General features: G+C 69.5%; 17 protein-coding genes. 11 read left to right on the plus strand and 6 right to left on the minus strand.

The window, feature by feature from the left end:
* The first annotated feature begins 66 nt into the window (after positions 1-66).
* The 6 genes from AB6732_RS05345 to AB6732_RS05370 all read left to right on the plus strand — a co-directional run bounded on the left by AB6732_RS05345 (position 67) and on the right by AB6732_RS05370 (position 7094).
* The gene (locus tag AB6732_RS05345; protein ID WP_370958940.1) at positions 67-1098 is read left to right on the plus strand and encodes a LacI family DNA-binding transcriptional regulator; all 1032 of its coding nucleotides are present in this window, start codon (positions 67-69) and stop codon (positions 1096-1098) included.
* Between the two features lie 9 nt (positions 1099-1107).
* Complete coding sequence (locus AB6732_RS05350; protein WP_370958941.1) at positions 1108-1842, plus strand: HAD family hydrolase; 735 nt, start codon at positions 1108-1110, stop codon at positions 1840-1842.
* Between the two features lie 96 nt (positions 1843-1938).
* The gene (locus AB6732_RS05355) at positions 1939-4272 is read left to right on the plus strand and encodes a glycoside hydrolase family 65 protein (RefSeq protein ID WP_370958943.1); all 2334 of its coding nucleotides are present in this window, start codon (positions 1939-1941) and stop codon (positions 4270-4272) included.
* A gap of 159 nt (positions 4273-4431) precedes the next feature.
* Positions 4432-4863: a universal stress protein gene (locus AB6732_RS05360; RefSeq protein WP_370958945.1), complete on the plus strand. Its 432-nt coding sequence runs from the start codon at positions 4432-4434 to the stop codon at positions 4861-4863.
* 54 nt (positions 4864-4917) lie between these two features.
* Positions 4918-6237 (plus strand): threonine/serine exporter family protein, encoded by a 1320-nt coding sequence (locus AB6732_RS05365; RefSeq protein WP_370958947.1) that lies wholly within the window; start codon positions 4918-4920, stop codon positions 6235-6237.
* Positions 6238-6272: 35 nt separating this feature from the next.
* A complete protein-coding gene (locus AB6732_RS05370) occupies positions 6273-7094 on the plus strand; it encodes an SDR family oxidoreductase (protein WP_370958949.1) in 822 nt (273 codons plus the stop codon).
* A 45-nt stretch (positions 7095-7139) separates the two neighbouring features.
* Here AB6732_RS05370 and AB6732_RS05375 read toward each other — a convergent pair whose 3' ends face one another.
* The 4 genes from AB6732_RS05375 to arsB form a co-directional block, all read right to left on the minus strand.
* Entirely contained in the window at positions 7140-7478 is a 339-nt protein-coding gene (locus AB6732_RS05375; protein ID WP_144628359.1) for a transcription initiation protein, read from the minus strand.
* 86 nt (positions 7479-7564) lie between these two features.
* The gene (locus AB6732_RS05380; protein ID WP_370958952.1) at positions 7565-8971 is read right to left on the minus strand and encodes an FAD-dependent oxidoreductase; all 1407 of its coding nucleotides are present in this window, start codon (positions 8969-8971) and stop codon (positions 7565-7567) included.
* 66 nt (positions 8972-9037) lie between these two features.
* Positions 9038-9448, minus strand: a complete 411-nt coding sequence (locus AB6732_RS05385) for an arsenate reductase ArsC (RefSeq protein WP_370958954.1) — start codon at positions 9446-9448, stop codon at positions 9038-9040.
* Positions 9445-10539: an ACR3 family arsenite efflux transporter gene (arsB, locus tag AB6732_RS05390; RefSeq protein WP_370959599.1), complete on the minus strand. Its 1095-nt coding sequence runs from the start codon at positions 10537-10539 to the stop codon at positions 9445-9447. Before arsB ends, AB6732_RS05385 begins: the two co-directional genes overlap by 4 nt.
* A 105-nt stretch (positions 10540-10644) precedes the next feature.
* Between arsB and AB6732_RS05395 the strand changes: the two genes are divergently transcribed.
* From AB6732_RS05395 to AB6732_RS05415, 5 genes are all read left to right on the plus strand, one after another.
* Entirely contained in the window at positions 10645-10998 is a 354-nt protein-coding gene (locus AB6732_RS05395; RefSeq protein WP_370958956.1) for an ArsR/SmtB family transcription factor, read from the plus strand.
* A 29-nt stretch (positions 10999-11027) separates the two neighbouring features.
* A complete protein-coding gene (locus tag AB6732_RS05400) occupies positions 11028-11498 on the plus strand; it encodes an N-acetyltransferase family protein (protein ID WP_370959600.1) in 471 nt (156 codons plus the stop codon).
* Between the two features lie 134 nt (positions 11499-11632).
* On the plus strand, positions 11633-12376 hold the full coding sequence (locus AB6732_RS05405; RefSeq protein ID WP_370958958.1) for a phosphatase PAP2 family protein: 744 nt from the start codon (positions 11633-11635) through the stop codon (positions 12374-12376).
* A gap of 40 nt (positions 12377-12416) precedes the next feature.
* Entirely contained in the window at positions 12417-13091 is a 675-nt protein-coding gene (locus tag AB6732_RS05410; RefSeq protein WP_370958960.1) for a response regulator transcription factor, read from the plus strand.
* On the plus strand, positions 13084-14088 hold the full coding sequence (locus tag AB6732_RS05415) for a sensor histidine kinase (protein ID WP_370958962.1): 1005 nt from the start codon (positions 13084-13086) through the stop codon (positions 14086-14088). The genes AB6732_RS05410 and AB6732_RS05415 overlap by 8 nt, the downstream gene beginning before the upstream one ends.
* On the opposite strand, the gene AB6732_RS05420 is transcribed toward AB6732_RS05415, so the two are convergent.
* Both AB6732_RS05420 and AB6732_RS05425 read right to left on the minus strand, forming a co-directional pair.
* A complete protein-coding gene (locus AB6732_RS05420; RefSeq protein ID WP_370958964.1) occupies positions 14079-15239 on the minus strand; it encodes an ABC transporter ATP-binding protein in 1161 nt (386 codons plus the stop codon). The two genes, AB6732_RS05415 and AB6732_RS05420, sit on opposite strands and share 10 nt — an antisense overlap.
* Positions 15236-16720 carry an ABC transporter permease gene (locus AB6732_RS05425; RefSeq protein ID WP_370959601.1) on the minus strand — a complete coding sequence of 495 codons (1485 nt, stop codon included), beginning with the start codon at positions 16718-16720 and terminating at the stop codon, positions 15236-15238. Before AB6732_RS05425 ends, AB6732_RS05420 begins: the two co-directional genes overlap by 4 nt.
* Positions 16721-16727: the final 7 nt, after the last annotated feature.

Below are 16727 nucleotides of genomic sequence, written 5' to 3' on the forward strand. Positions count from 1 at the left end.
AATCACTGTCGGCGCTGACTCCATCGCGCCGGAATATGCACCATGAAAGGGTTGAGGCCGTGTTCCTTGACTGAGCGTAACCGCGCGACGATCCGGGATGTCGCCCTGCTGTCCGGCCTGTCCATCTGCACCGTGTCGCGGGCCTTGAGGGGACTCCCCAACGTGTCAGAGGACGCCCAGCGCCGGGTCGAGGACGCAGCCTCCAAACTCGGATACCGCGCCTCGTCCGCCGCGGCGCGACTGGCAGGCGGCAGGACCGGATCCGTGGCGATCATCGTCCCCAGGGCCACCACCTGGTTCTTCGCCGAGGCGGTGGAAGCGGCCGAGGAGGTGTTCGCCGACAGCGGGCTCGACTCCGTGCTCATCAGCCTTCGCGGCCGCGCCGACGTCCGCGAGAGGATCTTCGGTGATCTGGACGCCCTGGCTCAGCGCGTCGACGGCGTGCTGCTGCTCGGCGTCGACCTCGGCGACGATGAGGTGGAGGCGCTGGCCGCCTCTCCTCTGGAGGTGGCGAGCATGGGACTGAGCGGCGTACCGTGGGACACCGTAGGGATCGATGACGTTCGGGCGGCCCACGCGGCGACCAGTCACCTCGTCGGCCTCGGGCACGGGGATTTCGCCATCCTGGCGGTCGGCGAGGATGACCGCGGAACCGTCGGCACCTCGGGCGACCGCCTCGCAGGGTTCACGCAGGCTCTGGCGGAACACCATCTCGAGGTGCATCCTGACCGCATCATCAAGGAACCGTCCAGTATCGAAGGTGGGTACCGGGCCATGACCGAATTGATCGACAACCGGGGCCTCCCGGAGGCCGTGTTCGCGGCCTGTGACGAGGCCGCGTTCGGAGCGCTCAAGGCACTCCGCGAGCACGGGCTGTCCGCTCCGAAGGACGTCTCGCTCATCGCCATCGACGACCACCCGATGAGCACCGTCCTGGGGCTCACCACCGTCGCGCAGCCAGTGGCGGACCAGGCGGCCTTCGCCGCCGATCTGCTCACCGAACGCCTTCAAGGACGGGCGGGGGAGCCGCAGGTCCATCGCCTGCCCGTCACCCTGATCGAACGCAAGACCACCCGCCGCCCCCGGCGTCAACCCTGAGGACTCCCCATGACCACATCACTGAACACGTCGATCTGGGACGGCACCGAGGCGCTCCTGTTCGACCTCGACGGCGTGCTGACCCCCACCGCTCTTGCCCATGAACAGGCCTGGCGCACGTTGTTCGAGGACGTTCTCGCCGTCGAAGGCATCGGACCGGCCTACACGGATGCCGACTACTACGCCCACATCGACGGGCGGCCGCGGTATGACGGAGTCCGCGAATTCCTGGCCTCGCGAGGCCTCACCCTGCCCGAGGGCCAGGACGACGACGCGCCGACCGAACGCACCGTCCGCGGGCTCGGAAACCTCAAGAACCGCCTGTTCGCCCAGATCATCGAGGACGGCATCGAACCGTACCCTGGTTCGTCCCGCTTCGTGGCGGCAGCCCGGAAGCGCGGCGTGAAGCTCGCCGTCGTGTCGTCGTCCCGCAACGCTCCGGCCGTGCTGGAGGCGGCAGGGATGGCGGATCTGTTCCCCATCGTGGTGGACGGCAACGTCGCGGCCCGCGAGGGGCTGCCCGGCAAACCGCATCCGGCTACGTTCCTGCGGGCCGCCGAGCTGCTCGGAGTGGACCCTGCGGCAGCCACGGTGGTGGAGGACGCCGTCTCCGGAGTCGAAGCCGGAGCGGCCGGTGGGTTCCGCGCCGTGATCGGCGTGGACCGTGGAGCGGGGGAGGATGTCCTGCGCTCCGCCGGGGCCACGCTCGTGGTGTCCGATCTCGACGAACTGCTCCCTGCCTGATCCTGCCTCGCCCCACTCCCACCCCACACTCCGCCAGGACACTTCCCCCACGTCCCGGCGTCCCCCCCGATCGATCCAGCGTCCGAAAGCCTTCCCATGTCTCTGATCTCCGCTGACCGCACCCGATTCCCCGCCGACCCCTGGGCCTTGCTCGAAACGTCGTACACGCCCGGATCGGAAGGCGCCCTGGAGACCGTCTTCGCCCTCGGCAACGGTCACCTCGGCGTGCGCGGCTCCCATGCTTCCGCCGCCGACGCCTTCCTGCCGGGCAGCTTCATCAACGGTTTCCACGAAACGTTCGACATCCGCCATGCCGAAAACGCCTACGGCTTCGCCAAGCAGGGCCAGCGGATGCTGTACGTGCCGGACGCGCAGGAGACGCTGTTGCGCGTGGACGGCGAGGAGCTCGCGCTCGGCGCCGTGCCGGTCCTCGACTACCGCCGCACCCTGGACTTCGCGAGCGGGGTCTACGAATGCGCCATCGTCTGGCAGTGCGCTTCCGGCGCGGTCGTCACCACGGTCGAACGCCGGGTGCTCGGGCAGAGCCACCGCGGTTCGCTCGCCGTCGAACTGCGCCTGAGCGCGGACCGCCGGATCGTGCTGGATGCGGTTTCTCAGGTGGTGAACCGGCAGGATCAGCCGGCCGAGGACCACTCGGATCACGACCCCCGTCGCTCGGGACGTCACGCCGGCCGCGTGCTCATGCCGGCAGCCAGCGACGGCGCCAAGGGCTCCCTGCGGCTCGCCTGGACGACGGCGGCCTCCCGCCAGAGCGTCGCCGTCGCGGTCGATCATGTGGCACCGGGCGCCCTCCCGCCCTTTTCAACGGAGACGGACGCCGACCGGAGCTCGGTCCGCTACGTCCTGCCGGTCGACCCGGGGGAGGAGTTCGTGCTCGAAAAGCGCGTCTCCTATGCCGTGGGTCCAGACACGCCGGAGACGCTCCTGGCCCGCGCCGAGGAGTCGCTTCTCAGCTTCGAGGAGCTCGCCGCGGAATCGGCCGCACACTGGGCGGAGTACTGGTCCACCGCGGACATCGAGCTCCCCGGGCAGCCGGAGCTGCAGCAGGCGGTCCGCTGGAATCTCTTCCAGCTGGGCCAGGCGACCGCGCAAGCGGGCGTGTCCGGGATCCCCGCCAAGGGCGTCAGCGGTTCGGGCTACGAAGGCCACTACTTCTGGGACCAGGAGGTGTACCTGATGCCCTACCTCAGCTACACGTCCCCGGATGCCGCCCGCAAGGTGCTCGCGTTCCGGCACTCGATGCTGCCCGCGGCGCGGGCCCGGGCCGCCGAGCTCAGTGTGGATGGCGCCCTCTTCCCGTGGCGCACCATCAACGGCCAGGAGGCCAGCGCGTACTACGCCGCCGGCACCGCGCAGTTCCACATCAACGCCGCCGTCGCCTTCGCCGCGGCCCGGTATGTCTGGGCCACGGGCGATGAGGAATTCCGCACGGGAGAGGGGGCGGAGATCCTCTCCGAGACCGCCAGGATGTGGGTCTCCTTGGGCTTCTTCGGCAAGGACGGACGCTTCCACTTGCACGGTGTCACGGGTCCGGATGAGTACACGGCCGTAGTCAACAACAACCTGTACACGAACGTCATGGCGCGGTTCAATCTCCGGGCCGCGGCCGCCGTCGAGGGGCACTTCGCCGGAGTGACGGAGCGGCAGCTCTGGTCCGAAGCCGCGGAGCGGATGACCCTGCCTTACGACACCGATCTGCGCGTCCATGCCCAGGATGCCGACTTCATGACCCTGGAACCCTGGGACTGGGACGTGCCACGGGACAAGTACCCGCTGCTGCTGCACTTCCACCCGCTGGTGATCTACCGGCATCAGGTGCTCAAGCAGGCGGACACGGTGCTCGCGATGTTCCTGCAGTGGCAGGACTTCAGCGCCGAAGAGAAACAGCGCGCCTTCGATTTCTACGATCCGCTGACCACCGGCGACTCGACGCTCTCCGCGTGCGTGCAGGGCATCATGGCGGCCGAGGTCGGGTATGGGGACGTGGCGCTCCGGCACTTCACGACGGCGGCGTTCATCGACCTGGACGATCTGCACCACAACACGGTGGACGGCGTCCACACGGCCTCGGCGGGTGGCGTCTGGGCCGCCCTCGTCAACGGCTTCGCGGGCTTCCGAGACCAGGGGGAGCACCCGCTCTTCGACCCCCGGCTGCCGGAAGGCTGGGAGGGGCTCGCCTTCCGCCTGCGGATGCGGGGTTCGGTGCTCGCCGTGCGGCTGGCGCCGGGCGAGATCATGCTGAGCGTCGAATCCGGTGGGCCTCTGGAGGTCCAGGTCCGGGACCAGCTCGTCCACGTGGGGGCCGATCCGGTGCGGGTGGCCCTCGCGCCGGTGCCGTCCCCGGCGCCGAGCGTCTTCCCGCAGTCGCCCGCCACGTCCGGGCTGCAGACGGTGCTGACCCGCTCCTGAGTGAGCGGCCGGAGTGGGTGGCCCGCGTCGCCCTGCACGGTGTTTTCTCCATCACTTTCAGGCCGAGTTCCGGGGTTTGTTACGGATGATCCCGCTTCGGCCGAGGGTCCGCACGGTACCGTTTTGACCAGGCCATCATCGTTGAAAAGGAGCACCAGCATGCCGGAGATCATCGTCGTCGGAGTGGACGGAACCGAGACCGCAGCGCGAGCCGCCGAGCAGGCCCTGCGACTCGCCCAGGGCTTCGGCGCCACGCTGCACGTGGTCACCGCCTATGAAGGCACCAAGGCGTCTCTGCACGGCGCCAACTACGAGCGTGCCGTGATCTTCGGCGACCGCCAGGAGAAGGCTGCCGAGACCGCCAGGACGGTCGCCGGCACGCTGTCCGCCGACGGTGTCCAGGTCGAAGCCTTCTCCGTCGTGGGCACCCCCGCCGAGGCGCTCATCGCCCACGCCGAAGAACACGACGCCAGCGTGATCGTGGTGGGCAACCGCCGCATGAGGGGCCTGGCCCGTGTCCTGGGCAGCGTCGCCAACTCGGTGGCGCACGAGGCCAAGTGCAACGTCTACATCGCGGACACCACCGAGTAGTCCGCACGGAACGGCACGACGCCGTCACCCGCCGGGGCACCCTAGGATCGAGGCATGGAAGCAGCAGCCCCGTCCTCCGGCCTGAGCGTGCCCGAACCCGCCGCCGCGGGCCTGTCCGCCAAGAAGGTGCGGCTGTGCCTGGCCTTCCTGTCCGCGCTGGGCCACGGTTTCCTGGAGTCCGGCCAGACCACGCGCCAGACTGAGGAGGCCCTCGGGAGGTACGGGCGCGAGCTCGGCCTGGACGGCCTCGTGCTCAATTCGTTCGGCCGGATGCTGCTGCTGGAAGCCGTCACGCGCGACGGCGGCACGGTCTCCCTCTCCGGCGCGGCCCGGTCGCTCGACGCCATCGACTGCACCAGAGCGCGCGCACTCGACAGACTCGCTGAGCGCACCGTTGAGGACGCCCGGAGCTGGGCCGATTCCGCCGCGGCCCACGACGGCCTCACGGCGGCGCGGCAGGAGGTCGAACGGCTGCGGGACACGGCCACTCCGTGGTGGGTGGTCACGCTCGGGCTGACACTCCTGGCGTTCTTCATCAGCATGCAACTGGGCGTGAGCTGGCAGGCCTGGGTCGCAGCGGCCCTGGTGCAGGCCGTGACCTCCCTGGCGGGAGTGGCGATCGGCGGGCTGCGACTGCCCCGGCTGTTCGCCATCGCCGTGCAGAGCTGCGCCGCGGGCGCTTTCGCCACCGCCCTCGTCCAGCTCGGATTCGTGGATCCGGTGGGCGCGGCCGCGGCGATCGCGGTGAACTGGCTCCTGCTGATCCCTTTGCCGCAGGTCATCGGGGCGGTCACCGACGCCATCGAGGCCGACCATCTATCCGCCATGACCCGCGTGGCGAGCGTCGCCATCGCGGCCGGAGGCATCGCGATCGGCGGAGGGTTCACCTTCGCGCTCGGCGAAGTCCTCGGCATGGCCCATCCACGGCTCGACGCTCTGCCCACGCTGCCCTGGTATCTGGTGCTGGTGTTCTCCGCCCTGGGCGCCGTGGCGAATGCGTTCGCCAACGGCGGGAGGCTGGCGCTGGTGGCGCCGGCAGCCTTCCTGGGCGTGGTCACGGGCGCCGTCAACCAAGTGCTGCTCCTGATCGCCGGTCTGTCCGCGGTCTGGGCGAGTTCACTCTCGGCCGTCGTCCTCGGTCTCCTCAGCGCAGCCCTGGTGAAGCGCACCGGCTACCCGTATCAGGTGCTCGCGCTCATGGGCATCACGGGCGCCCTGCTCCCCGGGATCCCGGTGTTCTTCGGCATCCTCCAGGCGATGGGCGGGGGCAATGCGGCGGAGCATTTCGGCACGGCCGCGGCCATCAGCCTGGGCATCGGCACGGGTGTCGCGCTCGGTGTGCACCTGGCGCGCCTCGGAAGGCGCGTGCGGTGATCCGTCCCGCCAGTGCGGGGGCGTACGATGACCGCATGTCTGATGTCGCATTGATCACCGGAACCTCCTCCGGCATGGGCCTGCACGCCGCCGTCGACCTGGCGCGCCGGGGCCTCACCGTGGTCGCCACGCTGCGTGACACCTCCCGGGCCGCCGCCCTCCACACCGCTGCCCGCGACGCCGGCGTGGAGCTGGACGTGCGGGAGCTCGACGTCGTGGATCACGGCGCCGCCGAACGCGTGGTGCGCGGCGTGCTCGCCGACCACGGCCGCATCGACGTGCTGATCAACAACGCCGGCCGCGGCAGCGTGGCGACGGCCGAACAGCTGTCCATGGAGCAGATCCAGGCCCAGTTGGACGTCAATTATCTGGCGCCCGTGAACCTCACCAAGCTGGTTCTGCCCGGCATGCGGGAACAGGGACGCGGCCGGATCCTTACCGTCACGAGCGTGGGCGGAGCCGTGGGCCAGCCGTTCGCCGACGCCTATTGCGGGGCGAAGTTCGCCGTGGAGGGTTTCATGCAGTCGCTCGCGGTGGTCGCCGAACGGTTCGGCGTGCAGGTGGGCGTGATCGAACCTGCCGCGGTGGCCAGTGAGTTCGTGGCGAACGTCTCGCGCCCCATGGATGCCGGCGCCTACGGGCCCTTGCTCGACGCCTACATCAGCCGCAGCACCGGAGCGTTCTCCCGGGCCCAGTCTGCCGAGAGTGCGGGTGCCGTGATCGCGGAGATCGCGACCGCGCCGGAGTTCCATTTCCGGAATCAGACCTCCGACGCCGCACGGAACTTCGTGGGCGTTTCGCTGGCCGACGGCGACGGCGAACGGGTGCTCGGCTTCACCCGCCCCTGGATCGCCTGAGAACGCTCCGGCGCCGACGGCCGAGGCAGAGCGAGGACGTCCCGCTCAGCTCATCGGGTCGTACATGAACTCCCGCAGTTCCTGCGGACAACGGCACGAGGCGGCGATCTTCGCAGCCCAGGCCTCGGCGGACGCGCGGTCCGGCAGCTCGAGGATCGTGAAGCCACCGCGGATGTCGAGGCCCGGATACGGGCCCGGGCTGATCGTGCCGTCCGCCCCGACGCGGACCGGCTCGACCTCCTCGTTGATGCCACCGCCGAAGACGTACACGCCCGCGGCCTGGGCTTCCGCGATGACGGCATGGGACTCCGCGACGACGGTCGGGAAGTCCTCCTCCGAGACCACCATCGCGTCGCTCGGGAAGGAAATCAGGTACTTGGTCATACGCCGATCCTGGCCCGGAGGGTCCCCGTGCGCAAGGGGTGGGTTCGCCGTCGGACCCTCCTAGAAGTCGCGTGACGGAGTGCCGGTCACGTTTCTTCAGTCTTTCCAGCAGCGAATGATTCTGCCGCGACTCGCCCATGGACCAGCCCGGTGGGGATGCCGAGAAATGCCGGTTCAGGGGTGCGGCAGCAGGACTCGGTCTCGGTTTCCGTGTCCTGGCCTGGAGGGGCGTCGCAGCTGGTCCCAGCTTCGGCAGAGCAGACCCCGGTTTCGGGCAGGACAAGGTGTACCGCGTCCGCGGCCGTGGTGTCACCGACCAGGGCCGCGGTGATGGAACGGACTTGTTCGTAACCGGTGGCGAGGAGGAAGGTCGGGGCGCGGCCGTAGGACTTGGAACCGACGATGTAGAAGCCCTGTTCGGGGTGGGCCAGGTGCCGGGCGCCGTGGGGTGGGACGGTGCCGCAGGAGTGGAATTCCGGATCGATCAGCGGCCCGAGCCGGGTGGGGGCTTCGACGATGGGGTCCAAGTCCAGGCGGAGCTCGCGCAGGATGTCCAGTTCGGGGCGGAACCCGGTGGCCGGGACCACGACATCGGCTTCCAAGGTGCGCCCATCCACGGCGGTGAGAACCAGGTGATCGTCGGCGGCATCGATGCGTTGCGTGTGGAATCCGGTGGTCAGCTGGATCGTGCCGGCCTCGACGAGGCGGCGCAGGCGGGTGCCGAGCTGTCCACGGGCTGGGAGCCCGTCGGCGTCCCCGCCACCGTAGACGCGAGCGGCAGTGTCAGCCCGGATCACCCAGAGGATCCGGGTTTCGGGCTCATCCCGGGCCAGGGTGGCGAGGTTGATCAGAGTGTTCGCTGCGGAGTGTCCGGAGCCGATGATCAGGACGCGTTGCCCGGCGAACCGGTCTCGTTCGGCGCCCAGCACGTGGGGAAGAGGCGTGGTGATCCGGTCCGCGGCGGTGTCTTCGCCGATCGCGGGCAGCCCGCCGGTCCCGACAGGGTTGGGGGTGTTCCAGGTGCCGGAGGCATCAATGACCGCGGCTGCGAGGTGGTCGGTGACGGTGCCGTCGGCGTGCTGGACGCGGATCCGGAACGGGGCTTGCTCCCGGCCGCGGCTATGGGTTTTATCCAGCCCGGCGCGGGTCACGGCGATCACGCGGGCTCCGGTGTGGAGGCGCTTCGCGATCACAGGGTGTGCGGCCAGGGGCGCCAGGTACTCGTCGATGAGTTCCGCCCCGTAGGGCAAGGCCGTGAGCCGGGGGGATTTCCAGCCGGTGGGTTCCAGGAGCCGGACGGCTGCGGCGTCGAGGTTGAACCGCCAGGGGGAGAACAGGCGGATGTGCCGCCACTGGTTGATCCCGGCGGCCGGGGTGGGCCCGGATTCGAAGATCACCGGGTCCAGGCCCTGCTCGAGCAGGTGTGCGGCGGTGGCCAGGCCGATCGGGCCGGCTCCGATCACGGCTACGGGAAGCTGCGAAGTGCTGTCCATGTGGATTCTCCTCAAGGGTTCGCGACGCCCCTTGACGGCGCCTGGATACTCTCGTGCGGTGGGCTGCTACTTCGTGAGGGCAGCGATCAGGTCCTGGACCCGGGCCTTGATCTCGTCCCGGATCGGACGAACAGCCTCCAGGCCCTGCCCGGCCGGGTCTTCCAGAACCCAGTCCTCGTACCGTTTGCCGGGGAAGAACGGGCAGGTGTCCCCGCAGCCCATGGTGATGACCACATCGGATTCCTGCACGGCCTCAGTCGTGAGGACCTTGGGGATCTCGGCGGACAGGTCGATCCCGACCTCGGCCATTGCGGCCACCGCGGCGGGATTGACCTGCTCGGCCGGTTGCGAGCCCGCGGAACGGACCTCGATCGACCCACCGGAGAGGCTGGTGAGGTACGCCGCGGCCATCTGGGACCGGCCGGCGTTGTGGACGCAGACGAACAACACGGAGGGTTTCTTGGTTTCAGTGCTCATGAGATCTCCTGGAGGGCGGACTGGTTGGGGATGGTGAAGTAGCGGGTTCTGGCCCAGAGGGCCGCGTAGACCAGGCCGAGCAGTGCCGGCACTTCGATCAGCGGGCCGACGACCCCGGCCAGGGCCTGCCCCGAGGTGACTCCGAAGGTGCCGATGGCCACGGCGATCGCCAACTCGAAATTGTTCCCTGCCGCGGTGAACGCCAGAGTGGTGGTGCGGGCGTATCCCAGACCCAGCACCTTGCCCGCGACCATTCCAACGGCGAAGACCACGGCGAAATACACGAGCAGCGGGACCGCGATCCGGGCCACGTCCAGGGGACGAGCCAGGATCGTGCCGCCCTGCAAGGCGAAGAGCACGGTGATGGTGAACAACAGCCCGTACAGCGCCCATGGGCCCAGACGGGGCAGGAACCTATCCTCATACCAGGCGCGGCCCTTGAGCCGCTCGCCCACGGTCCGGGTCAGGTAACCTGCGACCAGGGGAATACCGAGGAACACCAGCACCGAGGCCGTGATCGTCTGGAAGGAGAACTCCGCACTGGTGGTGGGCAAACCGAGCCAGGCGGGCAGCAGCTGCAAGTAGAACCAGCCCAGCGCCCCGAATGCGAGGACCTGGAACACCGAGTTCAGCAAGACCAGCACTGCGGCGGATTCCCGGTCACCACAGGCCAGATCGTTCCAGATCAGCACCATCGCAATACACCGGGCCAGACCCACGATCACCAGCCCGGTCCGGTACTCCGGCAGATCCGGCAAGAACACCCACGCCAGCACGAACATGAACGCCGGCGCCAGAACCCAGTTCAACACCAGCGAAGCGATCATCAGCTTCCGATCCGCCAGCACCCGATGAGCCCTGTCATACCGGACCTTGGCCAGAACTGGATACATCATCACCAGCAACCCGACCGCGATCGGCAAGGACACCTGCCCCACCTTCACCGCCTCCAGCACCGATCCCAGCCCGGGCATCAACGCCCCCAATGCCAGGCCCGCAGCCATCGCCACCAGGATCCACACCGGCAAGAACCGATCCATCCGCGACAAACGCCCACCGGCTTCCGGGGACGCATCCCTCGCGGCGTCCATGACCTGAGAACCCACCACACCCACACTCTTCATTGATGAACATCGATCTACCTGAGTATCAAACCATAGATCGATGAATGTCAATGTATGTGGGAGGATGGGTTCATGAACGCCTCGCGCACTCTGGAGCTCACCCCCGCGGGAACGGCCTGCTGCGAGCCCTCCGCTTCGCCGGCCCTCGCCGCCGAGGACGCCGCGGACCGGGCCGTGGTGTTCAAGGCCCTGGCCGATCCGAACCGCCTGCGGCTGCTCTCGATCGTGAAGAACGCTCCGGGTGGGGAAGCCTGCGTGTGTGATCTGACCGAGCCGTTGAATCTGGGTCAGCCGACCGTCTCGCACCACTTGAAGATCATGGTCGACGCCGGACTGCTGCACCGCGAAAAGCGCGGCACCTGGGCCTACTACTCCCTCATCGAGGGCGCCCTGGACCGGGTCACCGGGCTCGTGGAGAGCCTGTGACCACCCGACCAGCGGCGCATGTCCGGCCAATGGAATCCGATGACTGGCTCGCCGTTGAAGAGATCTACGCCCAAGGGATCGCGACTGGCCTGGCGACCTTCGAAACCACCACCCCCACCTGGGAGGCCTTCACCGCCTCACGGCTGCCGGCCCACCGCCTCGTCGCCGACGTCGACGGGGAGGTGCTGGGCTGGGCAGCTGTCTCGGCTGTCTCCGCCCGCCCGGTGTATGCCGGAGTCGTTGAGCACTCCATCTACATCCACCACGCAGCACGCGGCCAAGGACTCGGCAAAACCCTCCTGACCGCGCTCATCGGTTCCACCGAGGCCGCCGGGATCTGGACCATCCAATCCAGCATCTTCCCGCAGAACCAGGCCAGCCTGCGCCTGCACGAAAACGCCGGATTCCGCCTCGTCGGCCGCCGCGAACGCATCGCTCAACGCGCTGATGGCGCCTGGCAAGACACGTTCCTCATCGAACGCAGATCTAAGACTTCCTGATCGACGCGAGAGGTCAATGACCACGCCACGGGATCCCCGAACTCGACGCCTTGGCAGGACCGGAGCACTTCTTAAGAGTTTCTGAGGACCGTCCTGACACGATCGGAGCCACGCACGGTTCGAAAGGAACATCCATGGCTTCGCAGTCCACGCCCGCCCTTCCCGCCCGGCCCCGGCCTCCCCGGGGTTTCCCCCGGCTGAGCGTGCCGCGGCACTGGCTGCCGGCGTCGTCGGTGCTCGCGCTTGCTGCCCTGACGCTGGGGCTCTGCATCCGCCTGATGCCCGGCCTGAGCGGGGCGGAACTCGGGGTGGACCAGGAACTCAGCCGGCATCACGAGGCCTTGCTGACCGCCGTCGCGATGGGGCTGAACACCCTCTTCAGCCCCGCGGGCGGGGTGCTGATCATCGCGGTGGTCGCCGGACTGCTGCTGGTCCGACGGCAGGTCCTCCGGGCCGTGCTGTTCGCTTCGGCGGTGAGCTGGGGCTGGGGGATGTCGCAGGTGTTCAAACTGATCGTGGCGCGTCCGCGGCCGAACCCCGCTCTTCTCCTGGACCCCCTGGCTCCCGAGACCGGGTCCAACAGCTTCCCCAGCGGTCACACGTGCCTGGCCGTGGCGCTGGTCTTCGCCGTGTACTTCCTCCTCCGGGGGACCCGTTGGGCCCGGCTCGCGGTCTGGGCCGGTGCGGCGATGGCGCTCATGGTGGCCTGGTCACGCCTCTACATCGGGGTGCACTACCCGACCGACGTGCTCGCCTCCTTCCTCGTGACCGGTGCGGCGATGCTCGCTTTCACCTGGCTCTGGAACACCCTGATTCCGCGGATTCTGGCCCTTCCGCCGGTGGCCCAGCTGGTCCGTAAGATGGAAGGACACGGCTGAGGAACACCGTCCGGGGTGCCAGGGGAGCGAGAATGATCCTGTGAATCCCGCGCCCCGGCCCTCCGTGCTCCTGGTGGAGGACGATCCTGTCCTGGGTCCTCTGACGGCCGAACTCCTCGCTCCCGAGTACCGGGTCCAGCTCGCCATCCAAGGCAGAGAGGGCCTGCACCTCGCGCTCACCCAGAACTGGGACGTGCTCGTGGTCGACCGCGGGCTGCCGGGCCTGGACGGCATCGCCGTCGTCACGGCCCTGCGCGAGCGCGGCGTGGCGACGCCGATCCTCCTCCTGACCGCGCTCGGCGCGACCGAGGAGAAGGTCAGGGGGCTCGACGCCGGCGCGAACGACTACATGACCAAACCCTTCGACGCCGCGGAGCTGGCCGCCCGCCTCCGTGCGCTCACTCGCACGTATGAGGCGCCGCCGTCGTCGCTCCACTTCGGCGACTGGGAACTCGACGCCGCGGGGCGGCAGGCGCGCTCCATCCACGGGCTCAGTGCCTCGCTCACGGCCAAGGAGGGCGAGCTGCTCGCGCTCCTGGCGGCCGATCCGGAGAGGGTCTTCAGCCGAGAGGAGATCCTGGCCCGGGTCTTCCAGCCCACGGACACCCCGGGCCTCGTGGACACCCATGTGCACCACCTCCGCCGTAAGATCTCCCGCGCCGTGGTCCGCACGGTCCACGGTGTCGGCTATCAGATCGGTGACCCTCATGACTGAACCCCGCCGTCCCGGGCCTGACCAGGTGGAACTTCGCAGGGCCGCGCTGCGGATCGCGCTCCGGATCAGCGCGGCGTGCGGCGCTCTGGTCCTCTGCCTGCTGGCCGTGGCGACCGTGTACCTCTTCAGCAAGGCCGGCGGCCCGGGGCCCGATGCCGCGGAGTCGGGGGCGGTCTTCGTCTCCCTGGACACGCGGGATCTGATCCGCGACATGATCCTGGTGGGACTCGTGGGTGTGGTGCTGGCCGGGGTGATCGGCTGGTTCAGCGCAAGGAGCTCGATCCGCCCGCTCAGCGACGCCCTCGCCCGTCAGCGGCGGTTCGTGCAGGACGCCAGCCACGAGATGCGGACGCCCCTGGCCATCCTGGACGCGCGCGTCCAGCTGGCACAGCGGACCAGCCCGTCGGATTCTGCGGCCGGCCTGGCGCTCGCGCAGATCCGGCAGGACACCGCGGCGCTGACGGAACTGGTCAACGGGCTGCTGGAGGCAGCCACCGGAGGTGACGCGACACCGGACGCCGGGCCGATCGACGTCGGCGCCCTGGCGGCGGAGGTCGTGAAAAGCGCCGCGCAACTCGCGGAGTCCCGCCACGTGACCGTGGACTGCGCAACACGGGATGGTTCCTTCGCCGTCATCCGAACGCAGAGCCTGCGGCGGGCCCTCCTCGCGCTGCTGGACAACGCCCTGGCCCACACGCCCGACGGCGGCCGCGTCACCGTGACGGTGGGCCGGGAACGGGACACCGTCACGCTCAGTGTCGCGGACACGGGCAGCGGGATCTCCGACGTCGATCGGCAGCGGATCTTCGAGCGCTTCGTGCACAGCACCAACGACTCGGCCGGGACCGGGCGACGTGGTTACGGCATCGGTCTGGCCCTGGTCCGGGAGATCGCCACCCAGGCCGGAGGGCGGGCCGAACTCGTCCGGTCGGACACCGACGGCACGGTCATGCGCATCGTCCTGCCCGCGGCGAGGCCCGGTCGCGCTCAGTCCTGAGCTGAGTCCCAGGGGAAGGCCACGCCCTCGCCGATGACGCGGAGGCACAGTTCCGTGCCGGGCCGCGTGATGGACGCGTTCCAGTGCCGGATGGTGATCGTCTCGCCGCCGCCGGGGATCTCGGGCCCGCCCGCCACGATGGGACGGGGATTGAGACGGATCCGGACGGTGGTCTCGGGGCCGAAGTAGTCCGTGTCCACGACCGTGCCACGGATCGGGCCGTCCGGGGCGATGCGGATCTGCTCGGGCCGCAGCATCAGGTGGACCTTGCCCTGCGCCGGAGGACGACGGACCGGGATCCCGCCCAGGGAGCACATGGCGAGGGAGCCCTCGAGCCAGGCGTCCAGCACCACGGCCTCGCCCAGGAATTCCGCGGTGGCCCGGTCGGACGGCCGGGTGTAGACCACGAAGGGGTTGCCCACCTGGGCCAGGGCGCCGTCCCGCATGACGGCCACCTGATCGGCGAAGGACAGGGCCTCGGCCTGGTCGTGGGTGACGAGGACCGTGGTGACGCCGGCGGTCCGGAGCACCTCGCCCACGGCGCGGCGCGTGGCGACGCGGAGGCCGGCGTCGAGCGCGGAGAACGGCTCGTCCAGGAGCATCACTTCGGGTTCACGGGCGAGGGCGCGCGCAAGGGCGACGCGCTGCTGCTGGCCGCCGGAGAGCTCGTGGGGACGGCGTGCGGCGAGAGCCGGATCCAGGGAGACCATCTCGAGCAGTTCACGGATCCGGGCTTTCGCTGCAGACGACCGGTGGCTGCCCAGGTCACCCGCGAGACCGAAAGCCACGTTCTGGGCGACCGACAGATGCGGGAACAGTGCGCCGTCCTGCGCCACATAGCCGACGTTCCTCCGGTGCGCCGGAACCCACGCGGAACCCTGCGCCACCGCCGTGCCGCTCAGACGGATGGAGCCGGCGTCGGGCCGTTCGAATCCGGCGATGAGCCGCAGCAGCGTGGTCTTGCCGGACCCGGAAGGCCCCACGATGGCCGTGGTGCCGCCGCGGGCGACCGCGAGGTCGATCCCGCGCAGCACTTCCTGGCTGCCGAAGTTCTTGACCACTCCGTCGATCGCGAGATGGGTGTCGGTGGTGCCGGCCACGGAGGGCGCGACGCCGGGGGCGACGGAGTGGGCGGAGGAGGGGGAGGTCACTGTCCGGCTGCTTTCTTGGACTGGTGGAACAGGAGATAGGTCATGGGGGCGGAGAGCACGATCATCAGGAGCGCGTAGGGGGCGGCTCCGGCGTAGTCGATCTCGCTGCTCTTGCTCCAGAACTCGGTGGCCAGGGTGTGCGTGCCGTTGGGGGAGAGGAGGAGCGTCGCCGTGAGTTCGTTGACGATGGCCAGGAACACCAGGGCGGCGCCGCCGGCCGCCGCGGGGGCGGTCAGGCGCACCGTGACCCGGAGGAACGCCAGGAACGGGGATTTCCCGAGCGCCTGGGCCGCCTCTTCCAGCTCCTTGGGGGCCTGGACCAGGCCGGAGCGCAGGCTGACCAGGGCGCGCGGCAGGAACAGCAGCACGTATGCGGCGATCAGCACGCCGGTGGTCTGGTACACGGCCGGGGCGAGCCGGATGGTGACCGTCACGAACGCCAGGCCCACCACGATCCCGGGCAGGGAACTGGTGACGTAGTTGCACAGCTCGAGGGCTTTGCTGAACCACGTCGGGTTCCGCACCGCCAGGTAGGCCAGCGGGAACGCCACCACGGTGGTCACCGCGGCCCCGGCCACTCCGTAGAAGAGGGTCTGCACCAGGGCCGGGACGAACTCGTCCGCGGTCCAGACGGCGGCGCCACCCTGAACAGCCCAGCGGAGCACGAGCGCGAGGGGCAGCCCGAAGGCGAGCAGCACGAGCGCCAGCAGGGACAGCTGCGCCGGCACCTGGTAGCGGCCCAGCGGCAGCCGCAGGGCGACGCCCTGACTGCCCGACCCGACGCGGGAGTACCGCGCGGTTCCGCGGCCGCGGACCTCGGCGAGCAGCAGGAGCAGGCACAGGAACACCAGGACGCTGGCGAGCATGTTGCCGGCCGTGCCGTTGAAGGTGGACTGGAACTGGATCATGATCGCCGTGGTGAACGTGTCGAAACGGATCATGGCGAAGGCGCCGTACTCGGCCAGCAGGTGCAGCGAGACCAGGAGCGCGCCACCGGTGAGCGCCACGCGGAGCTGCGGGAGGACCACGCGGAAGAAGGACGCCCACGGGCCCAGGCCCAGCGAGGCGGCCGAGTGCTCCAGCGCCGGATCCAGGCGGCTGAGAGCCGCAGCGGCGGGAATGTAGACCAGCGGGAAGTAGGAGAGCGTGGAGATCAGCACCCCGGAGCCGATCCCCTCCAGGGACGGGACGGCGGAGACCCAGGCGTAGCTGTTGACGAAGGCGGGGATCGCGAGGGGCGCGGCGAGGGCCACGGCCCAGAACCGGTGCCCGGCGAGCGTGGTCCGCTCCACCAGCCAGGCGCCGCCGACGCCGAGCACCAGGCACAGCGGCACGGTGAGGACCACGAGGAGCACGGTGTTGAGCAGCAGCTCTCCGACGCGTGGCCGGAAGATGAGCGAGACCGCCGTGTCCCAGCCGGTGGTGGCCGTCATGTAGACGACGTACCCGAGCGGGATGAGAGACAGCAGCGCGATGAGCATCGCGATC

The organism is Arthrobacter sp. RCC_34, from assembly GCF_041360795.1.
Classification (GTDB): Bacteria; Actinomycetota; Actinomycetes; order Actinomycetales; family Micrococcaceae; genus Arthrobacter_E.